14 protein-coding genes are annotated in these 18,662 nt (G+C 68.8%); 12 read left to right on the forward strand and 2 right to left on the reverse strand.

What is annotated here, in order from left to right:
- Nucleotides 1-138 precede the first annotated feature (138 nt).
- The 3 genes from CW348_RS00810 to acnA all read left to right on the forward strand — a co-directional run bounded on the left by CW348_RS00810 (nt 139) and on the right by acnA (nt 5,548).
- Nucleotides 139-1,398, forward strand: coding sequence for a class I SAM-dependent RNA methyltransferase (locus CW348_RS00810; protein WP_011292351.1), 1,260 nt, complete (start codon nt 139-141; stop codon nt 1,396-1,398).
- Between the two features lie 71 nt (nt 1,399-1,469).
- Nucleotides 1,470-2,402 carry an LLM class F420-dependent oxidoreductase gene (locus CW348_RS00815; protein ID WP_104612818.1) on the forward strand — a complete coding sequence of 311 codons (933 nt, stop codon included), beginning with the start codon at nt 1,470-1,472 and terminating at the stop codon, nt 2,400-2,402.
- Between the two features lie 395 nt (nt 2,403-2,797).
- Nucleotides 2,798-5,548 carry an aconitate hydratase AcnA gene (gene acnA / locus CW348_RS00820; RefSeq protein ID WP_016188900.1) on the forward strand — a complete coding sequence of 917 codons (2,751 nt, stop codon included), beginning with the start codon at nt 2,798-2,800 and terminating at the stop codon, nt 5,546-5,548.
- Nucleotides 5,549-5,729: 181 nt separating this feature from the next.
- On the opposite strand, the gene CW348_RS00825 is transcribed toward acnA, so the two are convergent.
- Complete coding sequence (locus tag CW348_RS00825; RefSeq protein ID WP_227480892.1) at nt 5,730-6,290, reverse strand: uridine kinase; 561 nt, start codon at nt 6,288-6,290, stop codon at nt 5,730-5,732.
- A 544-nt stretch (nt 6,291-6,834) separates the two neighbouring features.
- Between CW348_RS00825 and CW348_RS00830 the strand changes: the two genes are divergently transcribed.
- The 9 genes from CW348_RS00830 to CW348_RS00870 all read left to right on the forward strand — a co-directional run bounded on the left by CW348_RS00830 (nt 6,835) and on the right by CW348_RS00870 (nt 17,103).
- A complete protein-coding gene (locus tag CW348_RS00830; RefSeq protein ID WP_011292347.1) occupies nt 6,835-8,004 on the forward strand; it encodes an ROK family transcriptional regulator in 1,170 nt (389 codons plus the stop codon).
- 254 nt (nt 8,005-8,258) lie between these two features.
- The gene (locus tag CW348_RS00835) at nt 8,259-9,377 is read left to right on the forward strand and encodes a sugar ABC transporter substrate-binding protein (RefSeq protein ID WP_104612817.1); all 1,119 of its coding nucleotides are present in this window, start codon (nt 8,259-8,261) and stop codon (nt 9,375-9,377) included.
- 185 nt (nt 9,378-9,562) lie between these two features.
- Nucleotides 9,563-10,348 carry an ATP-binding cassette domain-containing protein gene (locus tag CW348_RS00840; protein ID WP_011292345.1) on the forward strand — a complete coding sequence of 262 codons (786 nt, stop codon included), beginning with the start codon at nt 9,563-9,565 and terminating at the stop codon, nt 10,346-10,348.
- Nucleotides 10,348-11,601, forward strand: a complete 1,254-nt coding sequence (locus tag CW348_RS00845; RefSeq protein WP_011292344.1) for a sugar ABC transporter permease — start codon at nt 10,348-10,350, stop codon at nt 11,599-11,601. The genes CW348_RS00840 and CW348_RS00845 overlap by 1 nt, the downstream gene beginning before the upstream one ends.
- Before the next feature lie 157 nt (nt 11,602-11,758).
- Nucleotides 11,759-12,484 carry a sulfite exporter TauE/SafE family protein gene (locus CW348_RS00850; RefSeq protein ID WP_104612816.1) on the forward strand — a complete coding sequence of 242 codons (726 nt, stop codon included), beginning with the start codon at nt 11,759-11,761 and terminating at the stop codon, nt 12,482-12,484.
- A gap of 41 nt (nt 12,485-12,525) precedes the next feature.
- A complete protein-coding gene (gene mug / locus CW348_RS00855) occupies nt 12,526-13,164 on the forward strand; it encodes a G/U mismatch-specific DNA glycosylase (protein WP_104612815.1) in 639 nt (212 codons plus the stop codon).
- Between the two features lie 184 nt (nt 13,165-13,348).
- Nucleotides 13,349-15,262 carry a 1-deoxy-D-xylulose-5-phosphate synthase gene (gene dxs / locus CW348_RS00860; protein WP_011292341.1) on the forward strand — a complete coding sequence of 638 codons (1,914 nt, stop codon included), beginning with the start codon at nt 13,349-13,351 and terminating at the stop codon, nt 15,260-15,262.
- Between the two features lie 97 nt (nt 15,263-15,359).
- Nucleotides 15,360-15,632 carry a hypothetical protein gene (locus CW348_RS00865; protein ID WP_104612814.1) on the forward strand — a complete coding sequence of 91 codons (273 nt, stop codon included), beginning with the start codon at nt 15,360-15,362 and terminating at the stop codon, nt 15,630-15,632.
- Between the two features lie 109 nt (nt 15,633-15,741).
- A complete protein-coding gene (locus CW348_RS00870) occupies nt 15,742-17,103 on the forward strand; it encodes an FAD-dependent oxidoreductase (protein WP_016188895.1) in 1,362 nt (453 codons plus the stop codon).
- Between the two features lie 185 nt (nt 17,104-17,288).
- Here CW348_RS00870 and CW348_RS00875 read toward each other — a convergent pair.
- Nucleotides 17,289-18,662, reverse strand: a 1,374-nt coding sequence (locus tag CW348_RS00875; RefSeq protein WP_287462393.1) for a neutral zinc metallopeptidase, incomplete at its 5' end; no start/stop codon positions are given.

An 18,662-nucleotide genomic window follows, 5' to 3' on the forward strand; every position in this document is an offset into this window, starting at 1 on the left:
GTCGCCAGGTGTGGCGCATCGGCCGCGGTCACCGCGGTCACTACGCTGCCGCGGTCCGACTAGAGTGGTCGCGAGGCGGCGGTCCGGGTTCTGCCGCGCCGCCGGACCGCCCTGTCACCCGAAAGGTCGTGTGCTCCCATGAGTCGGCTCACTACCCACGTCGACGTGCGTCTTGACGGGGTAGCCCACGGAGGATGGTGCGTCGGACGCCACGAAGGCCAGGTCGTCTTCGTCCGCCATGCCTTGCCGGGGGAGCGGGTCCGTGCCCGGATCACCGAGGAGACCAGGAGGTTCCTCCGTGCCGAGGCGGTAGAAGTACTGGAGGCCTCCCCGGACCGGGTGGCCCCGCCGTGCCCCTTCGCGGGCCCTGGCCGGTGCGGCGGCTGCGACTGGCAGCACGCCTCGCTCGACGCCCAGCGGCGGCTCAAAGCACAGGTGGTCGCCGAGCAGTTGCGTCGCATCGCCGGAATCGACCGTGAGGTGGCAGTCGAGGAGCTGCCTGGCACCCCGGACGGGCTGGGCTGGCGGACGCGGGTCCGGTTCGCCGTGACCCCCGACGGGACGGTCGGGCTGCGCCGGCACCGTTCCCACAGCATCGAACCGGTCGACTACTGCCCTCTCGCGCACCCCGGGATCGACCGGCTCAACGTGCCCCGCAAGACGTGGCGGAACGCAGCCGAGATCGAAGTGGCCGCCGCGGCGGGAACCGGAGACACCCTCGTGACGGTCACCCCGGCGCGCACCGGGACCCCTGAACTGCCGGCGCTGGACAGTCCGGTCACGGTGCTGCGCCGCTCCCGGAACGGGCGGGTCCAGCCGCCCCGCGGCCGGCACGGGGTGACCGAAAACGCGGCTGGGCGCCGCTGGTGGGTGAGCGCGGGAGCGTTCTGGCAGATCCACCCGGCTGCCGCCGAGACCCTCACCGGGGCAGTGCTCGACGCCCTGGACCCCCAGCCCGGGCAGACCGCGCTGGACCTGTACTGCGGGGTCGGGCTTTTCGCGGGTGCGCTCGGCGCAGCGGTAGGCCCGCAAGGCCGGGTGTTCGGGGTGGAAAGCGGCGCCGAAGCGGTCCGCGACGCCCGCCACAACCTCCGCGACCTGCCGCAGGTCCAGATCACTCGGGCAGACGTCGCAACCCACCTGCGCCGGTGGACGCCTCCCCGCATCGACCTGGTCGTGGCGGACCCGCCGCGCTCCGGTATGGGCGCCGACGTGGTGCGCCGCCTGGCGGCGCTGCGTCCGCAGCGGATCGCCTACGTCTCCTGCGATCCCGCGACGTTCGCCCGCGACCTGGCTGTCTTCGCGGAGCACGGCTACCGGATGGACGGGTTGCGCGCCTTCGACGCCTTCCCCATGACGCACCACGTGGAGTGCGTGGGCGTCCTGCTCCCCGCCTAGACGCTGCCCCTCGGCGTGCCGCACCGCGTCGCTGGACGCGACCGGCCGCGTCCAGCGGAAGAATGAGGGGTATGCGACTGAGAATCTTCACCGAACCCCAGCAGGGCGCCAGCTACGAGACGCTGCTCACCATCGCAAAAGCCAGTGAAGACCTGGGCTTCGACGGCTTTTTCCGCTCCGACCACTACCTGAAGATGGGGGACGTCAGCGGGCTTCCTGGCCCCACTGACGCGTGGGTCACCCTGGCCGGCCTGGCCCGGGAGACGTCCCGGATCCGGTTGGGCACGCTCATGACGGCGGCCACGTTCCGCCTGCCGGGACCGCTGGCGATCAGCGTCGCCCAGGTCGACCAGATGAGCGGGGGACGCGTGGAGTTCGGCCTCGGCGCGGGATGGTTCGAAGCCGAGCACACGGCCTACGGCATCCCGTTCCCCGCCGACGCCAAGGAGCGCTTCGACCGGTTCGAAGAGCAGTTGGCGATCATCACCGGGCTGTGGGCTACCCCCGAGGGGGAGACGTTCACCTTCCACGGGAAGCACTACACCTTGACGGAGAGCCCGGCGCTGCCCAAGCCCGCGCAGTCGCCGCGGCCGCCCGTCCTGATCGGCGGCAGGGGACGGCGGCGTACCCCCCAGTTGGCCGCGAAGTACGCCGACGAGTACAACATCCCCTTCTGCGTGGTGGAGGAGACGCAGGCGGCCTTCGACCGGGTGCGTGCCGAGGTCGAGAAGGCGGGGCGTGAAATCCCCATGATCTACTCGGCGGCCCAGGTGGTGTGCGTGGGTCGGAACGATGCCGAGGTAGCCCGGCGCGCCGCTGCGATCGGCCGGGAGGTGGACGAGCTGAAGGTCAACGGCCTGGCGGGCACACCGGACGAGGTGGTGGAGAAGATCGGCCGGTTCGCCGAGATCGGCGCGGAGCGCATCTACCTGCAGGTGCTGGACCTTTCCGATCTGGACCATCTGGAGCTGATCGCTGACCGGGTCGCCCCGCAGGTGGCCTGAGGGCATTCCGGGCCGGGAGAACATGGGATGTTCGTCCGTGTGTCTCCCGGCCCGGAGGGGTAGTGGAGAAACGACAATCAGACATTACTGTCCAGTAACTTGATATCGAGATATACGTCCGATACCTTGATATCGAGATAACAGCGCGAGCGAATCACTGAGCATGTGAGGTTCACCGCTCTCGGCGGTCCACCATCCAGCGCGGCACAGCCGGCTCCGCAGCCCCACGTGCGGAATCCGGATCGTCGACGCAGGTGGTCCCCGTTGTCCCGCGCATCACGGGGAGAGCCATCCCGGCTCGGGAGTGATCTTGTAAGGGAAGCCTCAGTGACGCCCCGGCTGTGCCGCTAGGGCAGGATGCTTGGAAAAAGTGGCGAGACCAGGAGGCGACAACCGTGTCGGCGAACAGCTTCGGCAGCCGCGACACGCTCCGTGTCGGTGACGAGTCGTACGAAATCTTCCGCTTGGATGCCATCGACGGCGTCCAGCGGCTTCCCTACAGCCTGAAGGTGCTGCTGGAGAACCTGCTGCGCACCGAGGACGGCGTGAACGTCACCGCCGACCATATTCGCGCGCTGGCCAACTGGGACTCCAAGGCGCAGCCCAGCCAGGAGATCCAGTTCACTCCTGCCCGCGTGATCATGCAGGACTTCACCGGCGTGCCCTGCGTGGTCGACCTGGCCACCATGCGTGAGGCAGTCCGGGACCTGGGCGGCGACCCCACCAAGATCAACCCGCTGGCCCCTGCCGAGCTGGTCATCGACCACTCGGTGATCGTCGACGTGTTCGGGCGCCCCGACGCCTTCGAACGCAACGTCGAAATGGAGTACGAGCGCAACCGCGAGCGCTACCAGTTCCTGCGCTGGGGCCAGAACGCCTTTGAAGGGTTCAAGGTCGTCCCGCCGGGCACCGGCATCGTGCACCAGGCCAACATCGAGCACCTGGCCCGGGTCACCATGGTCCGCAACGGCCAGGCCTACCCCGACACCTGTGTGGGCACCGACTCCCACACCACCATGCAGAACGGCCTGGGCATCCTGGGCTGGGGCGTGGGCGGTATCGAGGCCGAGGCAGCCATGCTCGGCCAGCCGATCTCCATGCTCATCCCGCGGGTCGTCGGCTTCAAGCTCACCGGTGAGCTGCCCCCCGGCACCACCGCCACCGACCTCGTGCTCACCATCACCGAGATGCTGCGGGAGCACGGCGTCGTCGGCAAGTTCGTCGAGTTCTACGGCGAGGGCGTGGCCTCGGTGCCGCTGGCCAACCGCGCCACCATCGGCAACATGAGCCCGGAGTTCGGCTCGACTGCCGCGATGTTCCCCATCGACGACGAGACGATCCGCTACCTGAAGCTGACCGGCCGCAGCGACGAGCAGACCGCCCTCGTCGAGGCCTACACCAAGGAACAGGGGCTGTGGCACGACCCGTCGGTGGAGCCCGAGTACTCCGAGTACCTGGAGCTCGACCTCTCCGAGGTGGTGCCGTCGATCGCCGGACCCAAGCGCCCGCACGACCGCATCGCCCTGTCCGACGCCAAGACGGCCTGGCGCCGGGACGTGCGCGACCACGTCAACAACGACGGCATCGTCACCCGCGCGGACGAGGCGTCCGCCGAGTCCTTCCCGGCCTCTGACGCGCCGGCGATCTCCAGCAACGGCGTGGTGACCGAGCGTCCGCGCAAGCCGGTCAAGGTCACCCTGGGGGACGGCACCGAATTCACCATCGACCACGGGTCCGTGGTCATCGCGGCCATCACCTCCTGCACCAACACCTCCAACCCGTCGGTCATGCTGGGTGCGGCCCTGCTGGCCAAGAAGGCGGTGGAGAAGGGGCTGTCCCGCAAGCCGTGGGTGAAGACCTCGCTGGCCCCCGGGTCCAAGGTCGTCACCGACTACTACGAGCGTTCCGGCCTGACCCCGTACCTGGACAAGCTGGGCTTCAACCTCGTCGGCTACGGCTGCACCACCTGTATTGGCAACTCCGGTCCGCTGCCGGAGGAGATCTCCAAGGCGATCAACGACAACGACCTCGCGGTCGCCGCGGTGCTGTCCGGTAACCGCAACTTCGAAGGCCGCATCAACCCCGATGTCAAGATGAACTACCTGGCCTCCCCGCCGCTGGTGGTGGCCTACGCGCTGGCCGGGACGATGGACATCGACTTCGACACCGAGCCGCTGGGCACCGACACCGACGGCAACCCGGTCTACCTGCGCGACATCTGGCCTTCGCCGGAGGAGATCCAGGAGGTCATCGACTCCGCGATCGCCGCGGAGATGTACCAGCGGGCCTACTCTGACGTGTTCGCCGGCGACGAGCGGTGGCGCTCGCTGCCCACTCCCACCGGGGACACGTTCTCCTGGGACCCGAACTCCACCTACGTGCGCAAGCCGCCCTACTTCGACGGCATGCCGCTGGAGCCCGAACCGGTCAGCGACATTGTCGGCGCCCGCGTGCTGGCCAAGCTCGGCGACTCCGTCACCACCGACCACATTTCGCCCGCCGGCGCCATCAAGCCGGGCACCCCGGCCGCTGAATACCTCATGGCCAACGGGGTGGAGCGCAAGGACTTCAACTCCTACGGGTCGCGTCGCGGCAACCACGAGGTGATGATCCGCGGCACCTTCGCCAACATCCGGCTGCGCAACCAGATCGCACCGGGCACCGAAGGCGGCTACACGCGCGACTTCACCCAGGAAGGTGGTCCCGTCACCTTCATCTACGACGCCGCGCAGAACTACGCTGCCCAGAACATCCCGCTGGTGGTGCTGGGCGGCAAGGAGTACGGCTCCGGTTCTTCGCGCGACTGGGCGGCCAAGGGGACCCGCCTGCTGGGCGTGCGCGCCGTCATCGCCGAGTCTTTCGAGCGCATCCACCGCTCGAACCTGATCGGCATGGGCGTGCTGCCGCTGCAGTTCCCCGAAGGCCAGTCCGCGGACTCTCTCGGCCTGACCGGTGAGGAGACCTTCTCGATCACCGGCGTGACCGAGCTGAACGAGGGCCGCATCCCCGAGACGGTCAAAGTCACCACGGACACCGGGGTCGAGTTCGACGCTGTGGTGCGGATCGACACCCCGGGTGAGGCCGACTACTACCGCCACGGCGGCATCCTGCAGTACGTGCTGCGCCAGTTGATCAACAAGAAGTAGTCAGCCTAGAAGAACTCCCCCGGGCCCACCAGGCCCGGGGCGACCCACAGGGCCCGCCACTGTCCAGGAGACGGTGGCGGGCCTCTGCCCTGCCAGAGCCGTACCCGTGCCCGGGGGCGTAGAAACGCGGCGCGGCAGCGGGCGGGCCGAATGGTGGACCCGCGGGTGGGAAGGAGCTGCCCTAGCCCTGCTGGGCGGGCTGGTGGGGCGCTGTCCCGTCGATGACGACGTCCGCATACTCCCAAGGGGTGTGCGCGGCGTAGAAGACGTTCTCCTGGTGTGCCCAGATCCCCCGGTAGGGGGCGTAGGCTTCAGCGTCGTCACGGAGGTCCAACCGCCGGTAGCGGACCTCGTCGGGGGCGTCGATCCACACCAGGATGGACAGGTACGGGCGGATCTCTGCGGCCCCGCAGCCGGACCCTTCAATGATCAGGCCGTCGGTGACGGATGCGGTGCGCCACTCGGCGAGCCGGCCTTGGACCCAGTCGTACCGTCGCCACCGCGGGTTGGCGCCGTTGAGCAGCGGCATGACCACCCAGCAGGCGAGGAGGTCCACCGAAGCAGCCAGACCGGTCCATCCGGGGTAGACGTCGTCCATGTGGAACACGGGCCACCCGGTTTCTGCGGCGAGTGCCTCGGCCAGGGTCGTTTTCCCGGCTCCGGACCGGCCTTCAATCGCCACCAGCCGCGCGTTCCCGGCGAGGGGCGGACGGGTACGGGACGCCTCCGCGAGGGACTTCACCGTTTCGGAATCCAATCGGTCACCGCCCGTCTTCTCGTGGACCACCGCTTCTTCCGAGGGACTACCCTTAGCGCCCTCTCCCTCCCCAGGGCTCGCCTGGCGGAGGGCATCCACGGTAGCGTGGGACGGCGCCGCTGTTGCTGGGCGCACCACCAGCGCGCTGGGGAGCCCCGGGCTGCTGTCGTTGCAGCGGCAGTGCCTGGCCCGTGCCGGGGCGGCCGGTGGTCCGGCCTGTCCTCCTGGCCGACTGCGCCTGTTATTACCCTGCGTTCCGCGTCACCCAACACCCCGCCCTCGCTCCCGCCGGTTCTTCTGGGAAGCCCGGTGCCCGTCCAGTACCCCGCAGCCTGCTGCCGACACCCGCGGCTGCTCGCTGGATCGCGCTGCGGCGCGGAGGGGACAGTATTTGCGCAGATTGCGCCAGTATGGCTCACAAAACCGACTTTTCTGCGTAAGTTGGGCAAAAACCTTGCCTTCAAGCCTTGTAAGCTCCCATGCGGACAGCTTTTCTCCGCCTCTTCCGCGGCCCGAACAAGGAGCGCCAGTGACGACAGATGCCCAGGTCACCCCGGGATCTCAGGCTGCCCTGCGGCAGGCTAACCGGGAACGGGTGATCGCTGCGCTGCGCAGGGGCGGAACGCTCACCCAAGCCGAGATCGCCCGTGCCACCGGCCTGTCCGCGGCGAGCGTGTCGAATATCGTGCGCGACCTGCGTGCCATGGGCGTGGTGTCCGTCCGGGAGACCTCCTCGAACGGACGCCGGGCCCGGGCCGTCACCCTGCAGCGCCCACCGGGGGTACTCGTCGCGATCGACTTCACGCACTCCCGCCTCACCGTGGCCCTGGGCAACACCGACGGGCGCGTGCTGCAGGAGGAGAGCATCGCCTACGACGTCTCCGAAGACCCGGTGCGGGGGGTGCGGCGGGCGGTCTGGCTGACCGAGACCCTGCTGACCCAGGCGCGGGTGGACCGCTCCATGGTGCTCGGAGTCGCGGCGGCGATCCCCGGACCCGTCGACCCGGCCACCGGCCTCATCGGGGATATCACCAGCATGCCGCACTGGGCCGGCTTCAACCCCGGGGCGGAACTCCAAGAGCGCCTGGGACTGCCGGTCTCCGTGGACAACGACGCGAACCTCTGCGCCCTCGCCGAACTGACCGAAGGCGCTGCCCGCGGCCTGGAGCACGTCGTCTACGTCAAAGTCGCCCACGGGGTGGGCGCGGGCGTGATCCTCGGCGGGCGCCTGTTCCGCGGGATGAACGGCAATGCGGGGGAGATCGGGCACATCGGGCTCGACGAGCGCGGGCAGGTGTGCCGGTGCGGCAACCGAGGCTGCCTGGAAACCCTGGTCGGCACGCCCTACCTGCTGGACATGCTGCCGCAGCAGGGCCGGGTCAAGCACGGGGCCAGCCTGGTCGACCTGCTCGAGGCGGCCCAGGAGGGCGACCCCGGGTGCCGCCGGATCATCGCGGAGGCCGGCGCTGCACTGGGCCGCGGCGTAGCAGTCGTGGTCAACATGGTCAACCCGCAGATGGTCATTGTGGGGGGCGAGATCGCCGAAGCGGGAGAGCTGCTGCTCGACCCCATGCGCCGGGCCATGGAACTGGGAGCCCTGGGGAACGCGCTCACCGGACTGCGCCTGGTCACCGGGGAGCTGGGGGAGCGCGCGGCGCTGCGGGGAGCGCTGCAGGTCGTGCTTGACTCCACCTTCTGAAACGATCAGAGAAAAATTTTTAGGGGATTCTCTGATCTTCACATCAAGACAAAGCCCGCATGACCTGCGATTTCTTTGTATTTAAGGAGTGAAGTCAAGGTTTTGTGACACTTCGGTTATGCGTTCAAGTCTTGACGACAAGGTGGTGACGAGTTTGACTTCACGGCATCAGTCCACCACGTGACCCAGTCCACGTTGACGCGGATGGGTTCGCGATCCCCCGACGCCCGGTGGGCTTCCAAGGAGGTCAAGCGATGAGCAACCGAAACATCGTCCGCCGCGTCGCGGTGGGCGCAGCCGCGGTCCTGCTGGCCACGGTCGGCTGCACCACCGGAACCGAAGGAGAACAGCAGGCCGCAGCCTCAATCGACGAAGGCTTCACCATCGGGTTGCTGCTTCCCGAGTCCAAGACCGCGCGCTACGAGAAATTCGACCGCCCCTACTTCGAAGAGGCCGTCGCGGAACTCTGCCCCAAGTGCGAGGTCTCCTACCAGAACGCTGACCAGGACGTCTCCAAGCAGCAGGCCCAGGCGGAAGCTATGCTCACCGAGGGGGTCAGCGTCCTGGTGCTCGACGCCGTGGACGCGAAAGCCGCGGGCAGCATCGTCCAGCAGGCCAAGGCGCAAGGCGTTCCGGTGATCGCCTACGACCGGCTCGCCGAAGGCGGGGTCGACTACTACGTCTCCTTCGACAACAAGACCGTCGGCCGCGTCCAAGGCACGGCGCTCATTGAAGGCATGGAGAAGGCAGGCACCGCCGGCGAGGGCCAAGTCATCATGATCAACGGATCGCCGACTGACCCCAACGCCGCAGACTTCAAAGCCGGAGCCCACGAGATCCTCGACGGCCAGGTCGAGATCGGCGCCGAATACGACACCCCTGACTGGTCGCCCGACAAGGCTCAGCAGCAGATGGAGCAGGCCATCACCGCGGTCGGCGCCGACAACATCAGCGGTGTCTACAGCGCCAACGACGGCATGGCCGCCGGCATCATCGCTGCCCTCAAAGCCGCAGGCGTGGACGAGATGCCGCCCATCACCGGCCAGGACGCCGAACTCGCCGGCATCCAGCGGATCATCTCCGGCGACCAGTACATGACGGTCTACAAGGCCATCCGCCCTGAGGCTGAAGTGGCCGCCGCCATGGCAGTCGCCGCCGCCACCGGCGAGAAGTACGAGGGAAGCCAGGAGCACCCGCTCACCGAGGTCACCGATGAGGCGGGCAACACGATTCCGGCCGTGCTGCTGGAACCCATTGCGGTCACCGCGGACAACATTGAAGACACCGTGATCTCCGACGGCTTCTACACCATCGAGGAGATCTGCACCGACCAGTACGCCGACACCGAGCTGTGCAAGGGGGCAGGCTCCTAACGGAGTACGTCGCGCGGGTTCCGCAGGCCTCCCACCGGAAACCGGCGGGCCCCGCGACGACTGGAGCGGCACCCGCCCCGGAACCGGGGCTGCCGCTCCAGTCACACCCCGAGAGGCTCCCAGGAGACCGGATCGGGGGCCGGACAGTCCGGCCCCCGAACAGCGGATCACCACGAGGACACGTTATGGCACAACCGATCCTGGAGCTGTCCGGGATTTCCAAGAGATTCGGCGCGGTCCAGGCGCTCAGCGACGTCGACCTGACCGTCCACGCGGGCGAAGTCGTCGCGCTGCTGGGCGACAACGGGGCCGGAAAATCCACCCTCGTCAAGGTCATCGCCGGGGTCAACCCGGCGGACAGCGGCACCATCCTGTGGGAAGGCAAGCCGGTCCAGATCAACCGTCCCAGCGATGCCCAACAGCTCGGCATCGCCACCATTTACCAGGACCTGGCGCTCTGCGACAACCTCGACATCGTGGCCAACCTGTTCCTCGGCACCGAGCGCACCGCGCTCGGAGTCCTGGACGAGTTGGAAATGGAGCGGCGCGCCCACGAACTCCTGGACTCGCTTTCCGTGCGGATTCCCAACCTGCGCATTCCCGTTGCTGCCCTCTCCGGCGGGCAGCGCCAGATCATCGCCATCGCCCGCTCCCTGCTCGGCGACCCCAAGGTCGTCATGCTGGACGAGCCCACTGCAGCCCTGGGCGTGGCGCAGACCGCGCAAGTACTCGACCTCATCGAACGCCTCCGAGACCAAGGCCTCGGAGTCATCCTCATCAGCCACAACATGGCCGACGTGCGAGCTGTTGCCGACCGCGCTGTCGTGCTGCGCCTGGGACGCAACGCCGGCGACTTCCGGATCGAAGACACCAGCTACGAAGAGATCGTGGCGGCCATCACGGGCGCCGCCGACAACCCGGTGTCCCGACGTGCCGGTCGCACTGCGGTTCCGGGAACGGAGGGGGCGTGATGGCTCAGCAAACCACCCCGGCTCCCCAGGGCGCCACGGTCGCCCGGGACCCCCGGCTCATCATGGACGGCTCCGGTCTAGGCGGGCTGGTGCGCGGCGCGCTGCGCCGGCTCCGCAGCGGAGAACTCGGCCCGCTGCCGGTCCTCGTCGGACTCATCGTGATCGCCGGCGTCTTCTGGAGCCTCAACCCCAAGTTCCTCACCGCCCAGAATCTGTCCAACCTCACCCTGCAGATCGTCGCCGTCGGCTTCATGGCCTGCGGCGTGATCATGGTGCTGCTGCTCGGGGAGATCGACCTCTCCGTCGGATCGGTCGCAGGCGTGTGCGGCGTGATCGTGACGCTCCTGGCAGTCAACTACCAGTGGAACGAGATCGCCGCGATCGTGGTCGCCATCCTCGCCGGCACCCTCATCGGCACCCTGCACGGCACGATCTTCGCCAAGATCGGGGTACCCGCCTTCGTGGTCACCTTGGCCGGATTGATCGGCTGGCAGGGCGCCCAGCTCTACCTGCTCGGCCCTGAAGGCACGATCAACGTCCCCTACAACGGCCTGATCGGTGCCATCACCCACACCTATCTCGTCCCGGCGGTCGGCTGGGGGATCGGAATCACCGCGGTCGCCCTCTACGGGCTGATCAGCGTCCGCGGGGCGCGCCGCCGCGCCGCGGCCGGGCTGCCCGCCAAGTCGGTCACGGAGATCGGGGTGCGCACCGCGCTCCTCGCCCTCCCCGTCCTCGGCGGGGTGTGGGTGCTCAACTCCTTCCGCGGAGTGCCCGTCGCTTTCCTGCTCTTCGTCGGGGTCGTGGTGCTCTTCGACCTGATCCTGCGGAAGACCCGCTACGGGCGGATGGTGTTCGCCGTGGGCGGCAGCGCAGAAGCGGCACGCCGCGCCGGCATCAACGTCGACCTGATCCGCATCTCCGTGTTCGCTCTCGCCTCCACCCTGGCCGGGGTGGGCGGCATCCTCCTCGTGTCGCGCAGCTACGCCGTCAACCAGCTCACCGGGGGCGGCGACGACCTGATGATGGCGATCGCGGCCGCGGTCATCGGCGGCACCAGCCTCTTCGGCGGACGCGGCAGCGCCTACTCGGCCCTGCTCGGCGGCCTCGTGCTCGGCGCGATCTCCTCGGGGCTGTACCTGCTGCAGATGGACTCCTCGGTGCGGTTCATGATCACCGCGGTGGTCCTCCTGGTAGCGGTCATCCTCGACGCGGTGTCCCGCCGGACCCGCAAAGCCCACGCCCGGGAGTAGGGGGACCCGGGCGTGCCCGGCCGCGCGCTGCTGCCCGCGCCACTCCCTCCCAGCGGCGCGCGGCCACCCACCCGCGGTGTTCCCGGAACCTCCTCCCTTCCGGGAACACCGCTCCTCCCTGCGGCCCGCACAGGGCCGACCGCTACCCTCACCTCACGTGACCGAGTCTGAGCTGGTATTCCTCGCAGCGGCCGGAACCGCAGTGCTGATCGGCACCGTTGTGCAGAGCAGTGTCGGGCTGGGCCTGGGGCTGACCGCGGCACCTGTCGTCGCGATGCTGGACCCCACACTGATGCCCGGCACCCTGCTGGTCCTCACCGCGGTGCTGCCCTTGTTCACCGTCGGTGCCGAGTGGCGCCACGCCGACCTGCGCGGCATCTCCTGGGCTCTCGCTGGACGGCTGGTAGGGACGGTCGGCGGCGTGTGGGTCGTCGCCCTCGCCACACCCGACACCCTCGGCCTGTGGGTGGGGGTCGGCGTCCTCCTCGCGGTGGCCGCGAGCCTCACCACACTCCGGCTGCGCCCCACCCCCGCCACGCTCAGCGTGGCCGGAGTCATCTCCGGGGTCATGGGCACCGCGACCTCGATCGGCGGCCCGCCCGTCGCCCTCGTGTACCAGCACGAGGAAGGCCCGCGGATCCGTGCCACCCTGGGCGCCTACTTCTTTGTCGGCGTCCTGCTCTCCCTAGCCGCGTTGGCGGTAGGCGGCCAGCTCGGGCTGCGCGAAGTGGCGACGGGAGCCGCCCTCATCCCCTTCCTCGTAGCCGGGTTCCTGCTGTCCCGGCCGCTGCGAAGCATGCTCGGCGGACAGCGGCTGCGGATCGCGCTCCTGGCCGTGGTCGCGGTCTCGGGAAGCACCCTCGTCCTGCGGGCCCTAGTCTGAGAAAACCCCGACCGGAGCGGAGCCGAGGAGGAAGCACACCCATGCGGAAGCCGCGGCGCGGCCCCGACGCAGCGGAACTCGCGGCGGCCCGTGCCACAACCGTCCCCGACGTTATCGGCCCCGGCCTCACCATCCTGTTCTGCGGGATCAACCCGGGGCTGTATTCGGCCTGGAGCGGGCACCATTTCGCCTGGCCCGGCAACCGGTTCTGGCCCGCCTTGCACGCCGCCTCGCTCACCCCCCGCCTCCTGCGGCCCGCCGAACAGCACCTGCTCCTTGACCTAGGCTTAGGGGTGACCAACCTCGTGGACCGGGCTACCGCGCGGGCCGATGAGCTGACCGCAGCGGAACTGCAGGCGGGCGGGCAGGCCCTGGCCGCGAAACTCCGGGCCTACCGGCCCCGGCTGCTCGCCGTGCTCGGCGTCACCGCCTACCGGAAAGCGTTCGCGCGGCCCCGGGCCCGTATCGGTCCGCAACCCCCCGAGGACGCGATCGAAGGAGTCCCCGTGTGGGTCCTGCCCAACCCCAGCGGGCTCAACGCCCACTGGACGACCCAGGGCATCGCCGAAGAACTGCGTCGCATGTGTGCGGCCCACGGAATCGAGGCCGGTGCCCCCGCCTCCCACCGGACCGCGCAACAGACCGCTGCCTCAATCCCGCCGCGTGGTGGATCAGCATAAGCTGTGTGCCTATGGTGGTGCCGGTTGATCGTGGTTCGTCCGGTTCCCACTACCGAGCCGTCGGGGAATCGGACACCGTGTCGGCCGTGTCCACTTCCACCTTCGGTCCGTTTTCCGTCTGCTCGGGAAACGTCCGTGGTCCGGCGGCCGACCTGATGTCTTGCATACGAGGGGAATGACGAGAGTGACGCTGCTCGACTCGGTGCACAATCCAGACGACCTGAAAAAACTCCCCGACTCCCAGCTTCCCCAATTGGCGGCGGAAATCCGGGAGTTCCTCATTTCCCAGGTCGCCCGAACCGGTGGTCACCTCGGCCCCAACCTGGGTGTCGTCGAACTCACCATCGCCTTGCACCGCGTGTTTGACTCGCCGCGCGATCCCATCCTGTTCGACACCGGCCACCAGGCGTACGTCCATAAGATCCTGACCGGCCGGAAAGACTTCTCTAAACTGCGGAAAGAGGGCGGCCTCTCCGGATATCCGTCCCGCGCCGAGTCCGAGCACGACTTTATTGAGAATTCGCACGCCTCCACCGCACTGTCCTACGCTGATGGGCTCGCCCGCGCCTACGAACTGCAGGGGATCACCGACCGCACCGTGGTCGCCCTGGTCGGCGACGGCGCGCTCACCGGCGGAATGGCGTGGGAAGCGCTCAACAATATCGCCGAAGGGAAAAACCGCCGGATCGTCATCGTCGTCAACGACAACGGCCGCTCCTACTCGCCGACGATCGGCGGGCTCGCCGAGCATTTCGCCAACCTGCGTATGACGCGCGGCTACGAGCAGATGCTGGCGACCGCGAAGAACGCGATCAACCGGGCGCCGGTGGTCGGCCCGCCGCTGTACGACGCGCTGCACGCGTTCAAGAAAGGCCTCAAGGACGCTATTCAGCCGCAGATGATGTTCGAAGACCTGGGGCTGAAGTACGTCGGGCCGATCGACGGGCACGACGTGGCAGCGGTGGAGCGGGCGCTGCGCCGGGCCCGCGATTTCGGGGCGCCGGTCATCGTGCACGTCCTCACCCAGAAGGGCAAGGGGTACGCGCCCGCGGAGAACCACGACGAAGACCAGTTCCACGCCCTCGGCGCGTTCGACGTGGCCACGGGACGCCCGCAGTCCACGCCGGGCCTGAAGTGGACGTCGGTGTTCAGCGACGAGATGGTGCGGATCGGCGCGGAACGCGAAGACGTGGTCGCGATCACCGCGGCCATGCTGCACCCCACCGGCCTCGCCGCCTTCGCCGAGGCCTACCCCGACCGGGTCTTCGACGTGGGCATCGCGGAACAGCACGCTGCGACGTGCGCAGCCGGGCTGGCCATGGGTGGCCTCCACCCGGTCGTCGCGGTCTACGCCACGTTCCTCAACCGCTGTTTTGACCAGGTCCTCATGGATGTGGCGCTGCACCGCCAGCCGGTCACGTTCGCGCTCGACCGGGCGGGCATCACGGGAGACGACGGTGCGAGCCACAACGGGATGTGGGACCTGTCCATCCTGCAAGTCGTCCCCAACCTGAGCATCGCGGTGCCGCGCGACGCGGTGCGGCTGCGGGAACTGCTGCGCGAGGCGATCTCCATCGACGACGGGCCCACCGTGGTGCGTTACCCCAAGGGCGTGGTGCCCCCCGCCATCCCCGCGGTCGACCAGATCGGCGGGATGGACGTGCTGCGGCGTCCTGCGAGCGGCACCGAGGCCCCGGACTTGCTGCTGGTCGCGGTCGGGCCCATGGCGCAGACGTGCTGCGAGGTCGCCGACCGGCTGGCCGACCAGGGGATCGGGGTGACCGTCGTGGACCCGCGCTGGGTCAAACCGTTGGACCCGGCGTTGGTGTCGGAAGCCGCCCGGCACAGCGTGGTCGCCGTAGTCGAGGACAACGGCCGGGTGGGCGCGGTCGGTGACGCGGTGGCCCGCGCCCTGCGCGACGCCGACCTCGACATTCCGGTGCGCACGTTCGGGATCGAGCAGCGCTTCCTGGAGCACGCCAAACGCGACCGTATCCTCGCCCAGATGGGGTTGGACGCGCAGGGACTAGCGCGCAAACTCACCGAGATCGTGGCCCAGCGCGCGGAGCAGTCCCTGGAGGACGAGCCGGCGTCCTGACCGGAGAATACGGGCTTTGCCCGCTGGGGAGCACCATCGTTGGTGGCGCTCCCCAGCGGGTAGCGGTCCTGGGAAGGTGAAAGATTGGAGGATGACGATGGCTCACCGTCCCGTAGGACCGGACTCCCCCTACCAGCGGGGAGTGAACTACGCCGAGATCTACCTGGCGGACGACGCCCACCAGGATCCCGACGAAGTCGAGCAGTTGCGCAAGGCCCTTGCCACGCGCAACACGCAAGAGCTGCGGATTCCCGGCATCCTCGACTGCTTTGCGGCCAGCGGCCACCCCGACCACCCGTCCATCGTCGACCCGGAAGACGACTTCTGGCAGGGTTTCCTCGACCGGGTCGACCAGCGGATACCGCGCTGAAGAGCCGGGCTGCCGAAAAGAATCCGAGAGTTACGGTGCGTGCCTGACGGGAACCGCAGGGCGCTCCCTGCGCTCGAAACCGCAATATCGCATGCGTCACAATGGGCGCATGAGCACTCCCGACCCGTTGCGGGTAGCCGTGATCGGCTCCGGCCCCGCAGGAATCTACACCGCCGAGGCGCTGACCCGGCAGTCCCGCGAGCCGGTGGCCGTGGACGTGCTGGACCGCCTACCGACCCCCTACGGCCTGGTCCGTTACGGTGTCGCCCCCGACCACACGTCAATCAAGCGGGTGGCGCACACTCTGGCTCGTGTCCTGGAACATCCCGACGTCCGCTTCCTGGGCGGTGTGGAGTACGGTACCGACCTCACCCGGGCTGACCTCGCGCGTGCCTACCACGCGGTCGTCTACGCCACGGGGGCGAGCGTGGACCGCCGAATGGGGATTCCCGGCGAGGACCTGTCCGGCAGTGTCGCTGCCACCGACTTCGTGAACTGGTACAGCGGCCACCCCGACCTCGAAGTGACCCGGTTCGTCCTCGACGCGGAAGAGGTCGCCGTGGTCGGCGCGGGCAACGTTGCCCTCGACGTGGCACGCATCCTGGTCCGCAGCGTCGACGAACTCCGCCAGACCGACATCCCTGAACCCGTGCTGCAGGTGCTGGCCGCCAGCAAGGTGCGCTGCGTGCACATAGTCGCCCGGCGCGGCCCTCTCCAGGCCAAGTTCTCCGCGAACGAACTGCGGGAGCTGGGCAAGCTCACGGACGTCGACGTCACAGTGGACCCCGCTGTCGTCGACCTCGACCCCAACAGCGAAGAAGTGGCGACCGCGGCCCGCGCGGCCCGCACCAACCTGCGCACTCTTGCGGAGTGGGCGCAACGCCCCGGCGGTGGCACGGGACGCCGGGTCGAACTGCACTTCTGGCGTAAACCCGTCGCCGTGGTGGGCGACACCCGAGTCGAAGGACTGGAGGTGGAGCACACCGCGCTCGACGCTGATGGGCGGCTGGTCGGCACCGGACAGCGAGAAGTCCTGCCGGTGGGCATGGTGGTGCGGTCGGTGGGCTATGCCAGCTCCCCCCTCCCCGACCTGCCTTTCGACGAGACCACCCGCACCCTGCCGCATGAGGACGGCCGGGTGGTGGACGAGCAGCGCACCCCGCTGCTCGGCGAATACGTGGCGGGCTGGCTCAAGCGCGGCGCGACCGGCGTGATCGGCACCAACAAGTCGGATGCTGCCGCCACTGTCCGCTCCCTGCTCGACGACGCCCCGAAGCTCCGCACCTCCCGGGTCCCGACGACCACCATCGACGACCTGCTCAAAGAGAAAGGGGTGACGGCCAGCAGCTACGCTGACTGGCTGGCTATCGACGCGGCCGAAGCGGCCCTGGCAGCGGAGCTGTCCCGCGGGGAGCGGGTCAAGCTGAGCGGCTGGGCGGAGCTGCGCCGCGTGCTGGCGGAACGCAACTGACCCTGCCGAGCCAGTAGTGCCCGGTGGTCTCCGGACGACCGGGGTGCCCGGGGAGGCCGCAGCGCACCGGAGAGCGGGCGGTCTCCCCGGGGCGTGCTGCGCTGGCCGCAACTGGACGGGGTAGAGCACCGCACCCCGGGGCGGCCTGGCACTGGGGCATGCTTTCGGGCAGGGGAGCGGGCAGGCTAGCGGACCAAGCGGTCTTCGGCCGCGAAAGTGTTGCACGCCGCCATGGTCTCCGCGGTGGCTCCGGCGTTGAACCAGTGGACGCGGTTGTCGGCACTGCCGTGGGTGTCGCTGTCCCCCGTGCCTTCGTTGAAGTTGCGGTTGACGAACGCCACGTCGGCGTGGTCGTGGCCGGCGATAGCGGCAACCCCGGTCCCTGCCAGGCATTCGGCTTGCAGTTCGATCTGCCGTCCCAACTGGAGTTCTTGGCGCGTGGACTTGGCATCAAGCTGCAGGGTGTAGGCCGCGTCAAGAAGACCGGTCTCCCCTTGGAGGTGGTGCCCGTATTCGTGGGCGACCAGGGCAAACCAGATGCGCTTGTCGTCCATGCCCGGGTACCGCAGGAGTTTCCGCACGTTGGGCACGAGGATGGTGATGCTCAGCTCGTGCTCCAAGTAGTAGGCGAGGGTGACTCCTTCTTCCTCGGACTCGTCGCGCAGCTCCGCGGGGATCTCGTCGAGGATCACGTAGTGCGGCTCCTGCGGGCGCAGCCCGAGCTCTTCTAGCGGGGAGAGCCACATCGCGTTGAGGCAGGGGCCGATCACCTCGGTGAACTCCTCCCACCCCGCCACCGTGGCGGCGTTGAACTCGGGGATCTCGCATGCCACGGCGCCGGGGGCGGGCAGGGCATAGAAGGGGTGGTCGGCGACGTCGACCGGGATGGCTCCGGCGGTGTGGAACCAGGAGTCTGCGTAGCGGACATCCCGGTGCGGCTTACCGGACGCGTGGACTGTGCCGCCGCGCAGCGTCGCCGCTGTCATCACGGCACACAGCACGAGGCAGAGCGCGGCAACGAACGCGGTTCCCATCGCAGCCAGCCAGAGCCGCACATCACCCTGCCGCGGGGGCGGGGCGAGAGGAGGGTGCTGCTCCCAGGCGCCGAAGGCGCCGTCGAACGCGGCGGGGGCAGAGAACTGGGGAGTGACGTGGGCCGCGGTCAGCTCCTGCCGGTACTGGGGGGAGGGCGGCGGGGCCTCTGGCGGGTTGGGGGGCAGCGGGCTCTTCGGCAGGACGCTGACTTGGAAGGGCGGCGGAAAGCTCCTGGTGGCCGGACCGAAAATCCACAGCGCCACGTTTTGCAGGAAGATGGACATGCCGATGGCGCTGATGAGCACGGCCAGCCGCGACGAGCGGCGCAGCGGACGATAGGCGACGAACTCCACCGTCACGCCCACGAGGGAGGCGATGAGCATCGCCCCGGGCAACGCCAGCCAGAACGGCAGCTTCGCGACGGTGACGAGCAGCAGGCCGGCGAACGCGCCGGTCATGTAAATTTCCCCGTGCGCGAAGTTGATGAGCTGCAGCACGCCGTAAACCATGGTATAGCCCAAGGC

Source organism: Thermobifida sp. (genome assembly GCF_017577275.1).
GTDB classification, from domain to species: Bacteria; Actinomycetota; Actinomycetes; order Streptosporangiales; family Streptosporangiaceae; genus Thermobifida; species Thermobifida fusca.

What these genes read in the sequence shown, in the direction of transcription:
- CW348_RS00810 (WP_011292351.1), top strand. Translation starts at nt 139, where the DNA reads ATGAGTCGGCTCACTACCCACGTCGACGTGCGTCTTGACGGGGTAGCC.
- CW348_RS00815 (WP_104612818.1), top strand. Translation starts at nt 1,470, where the DNA reads ATGCGACTGAGAATCTTCACCGAACCCCAGCAGGGCGCCAGCTACGAG.
- CW348_RS00835 (WP_104612817.1), top strand. Translation starts at nt 8,259, where the DNA reads ATGAGCAACCGAAACATCGTCCGCCGCGTCGCGGTGGGCGCAGCCGCG.
- CW348_RS00840 (WP_011292345.1), top strand. Translation starts at nt 9,563, where the DNA reads ATGGCACAACCGATCCTGGAGCTGTCCGGGATTTCCAAGAGATTCGGC.
- CW348_RS00845 (WP_011292344.1), top strand. Translation starts at nt 10,348, where the DNA reads ATGGCTCAGCAAACCACCCCGGCTCCCCAGGGCGCCACGGTCGCCCGG.
- mug (WP_104612815.1), top strand. Translation starts at nt 12,526, where the DNA reads ATGCGGAAGCCGCGGCGCGGCCCCGACGCAGCGGAACTCGCGGCGGCC.
- CW348_RS00865 (WP_104612814.1), top strand. Translation starts at nt 15,360, where the DNA reads ATGGCTCACCGTCCCGTAGGACCGGACTCCCCCTACCAGCGGGGAGTG.
- CW348_RS00870 (WP_016188895.1), top strand. Translation starts at nt 15,742, where the DNA reads ATGAGCACTCCCGACCCGTTGCGGGTAGCCGTGATCGGCTCCGGCCCC.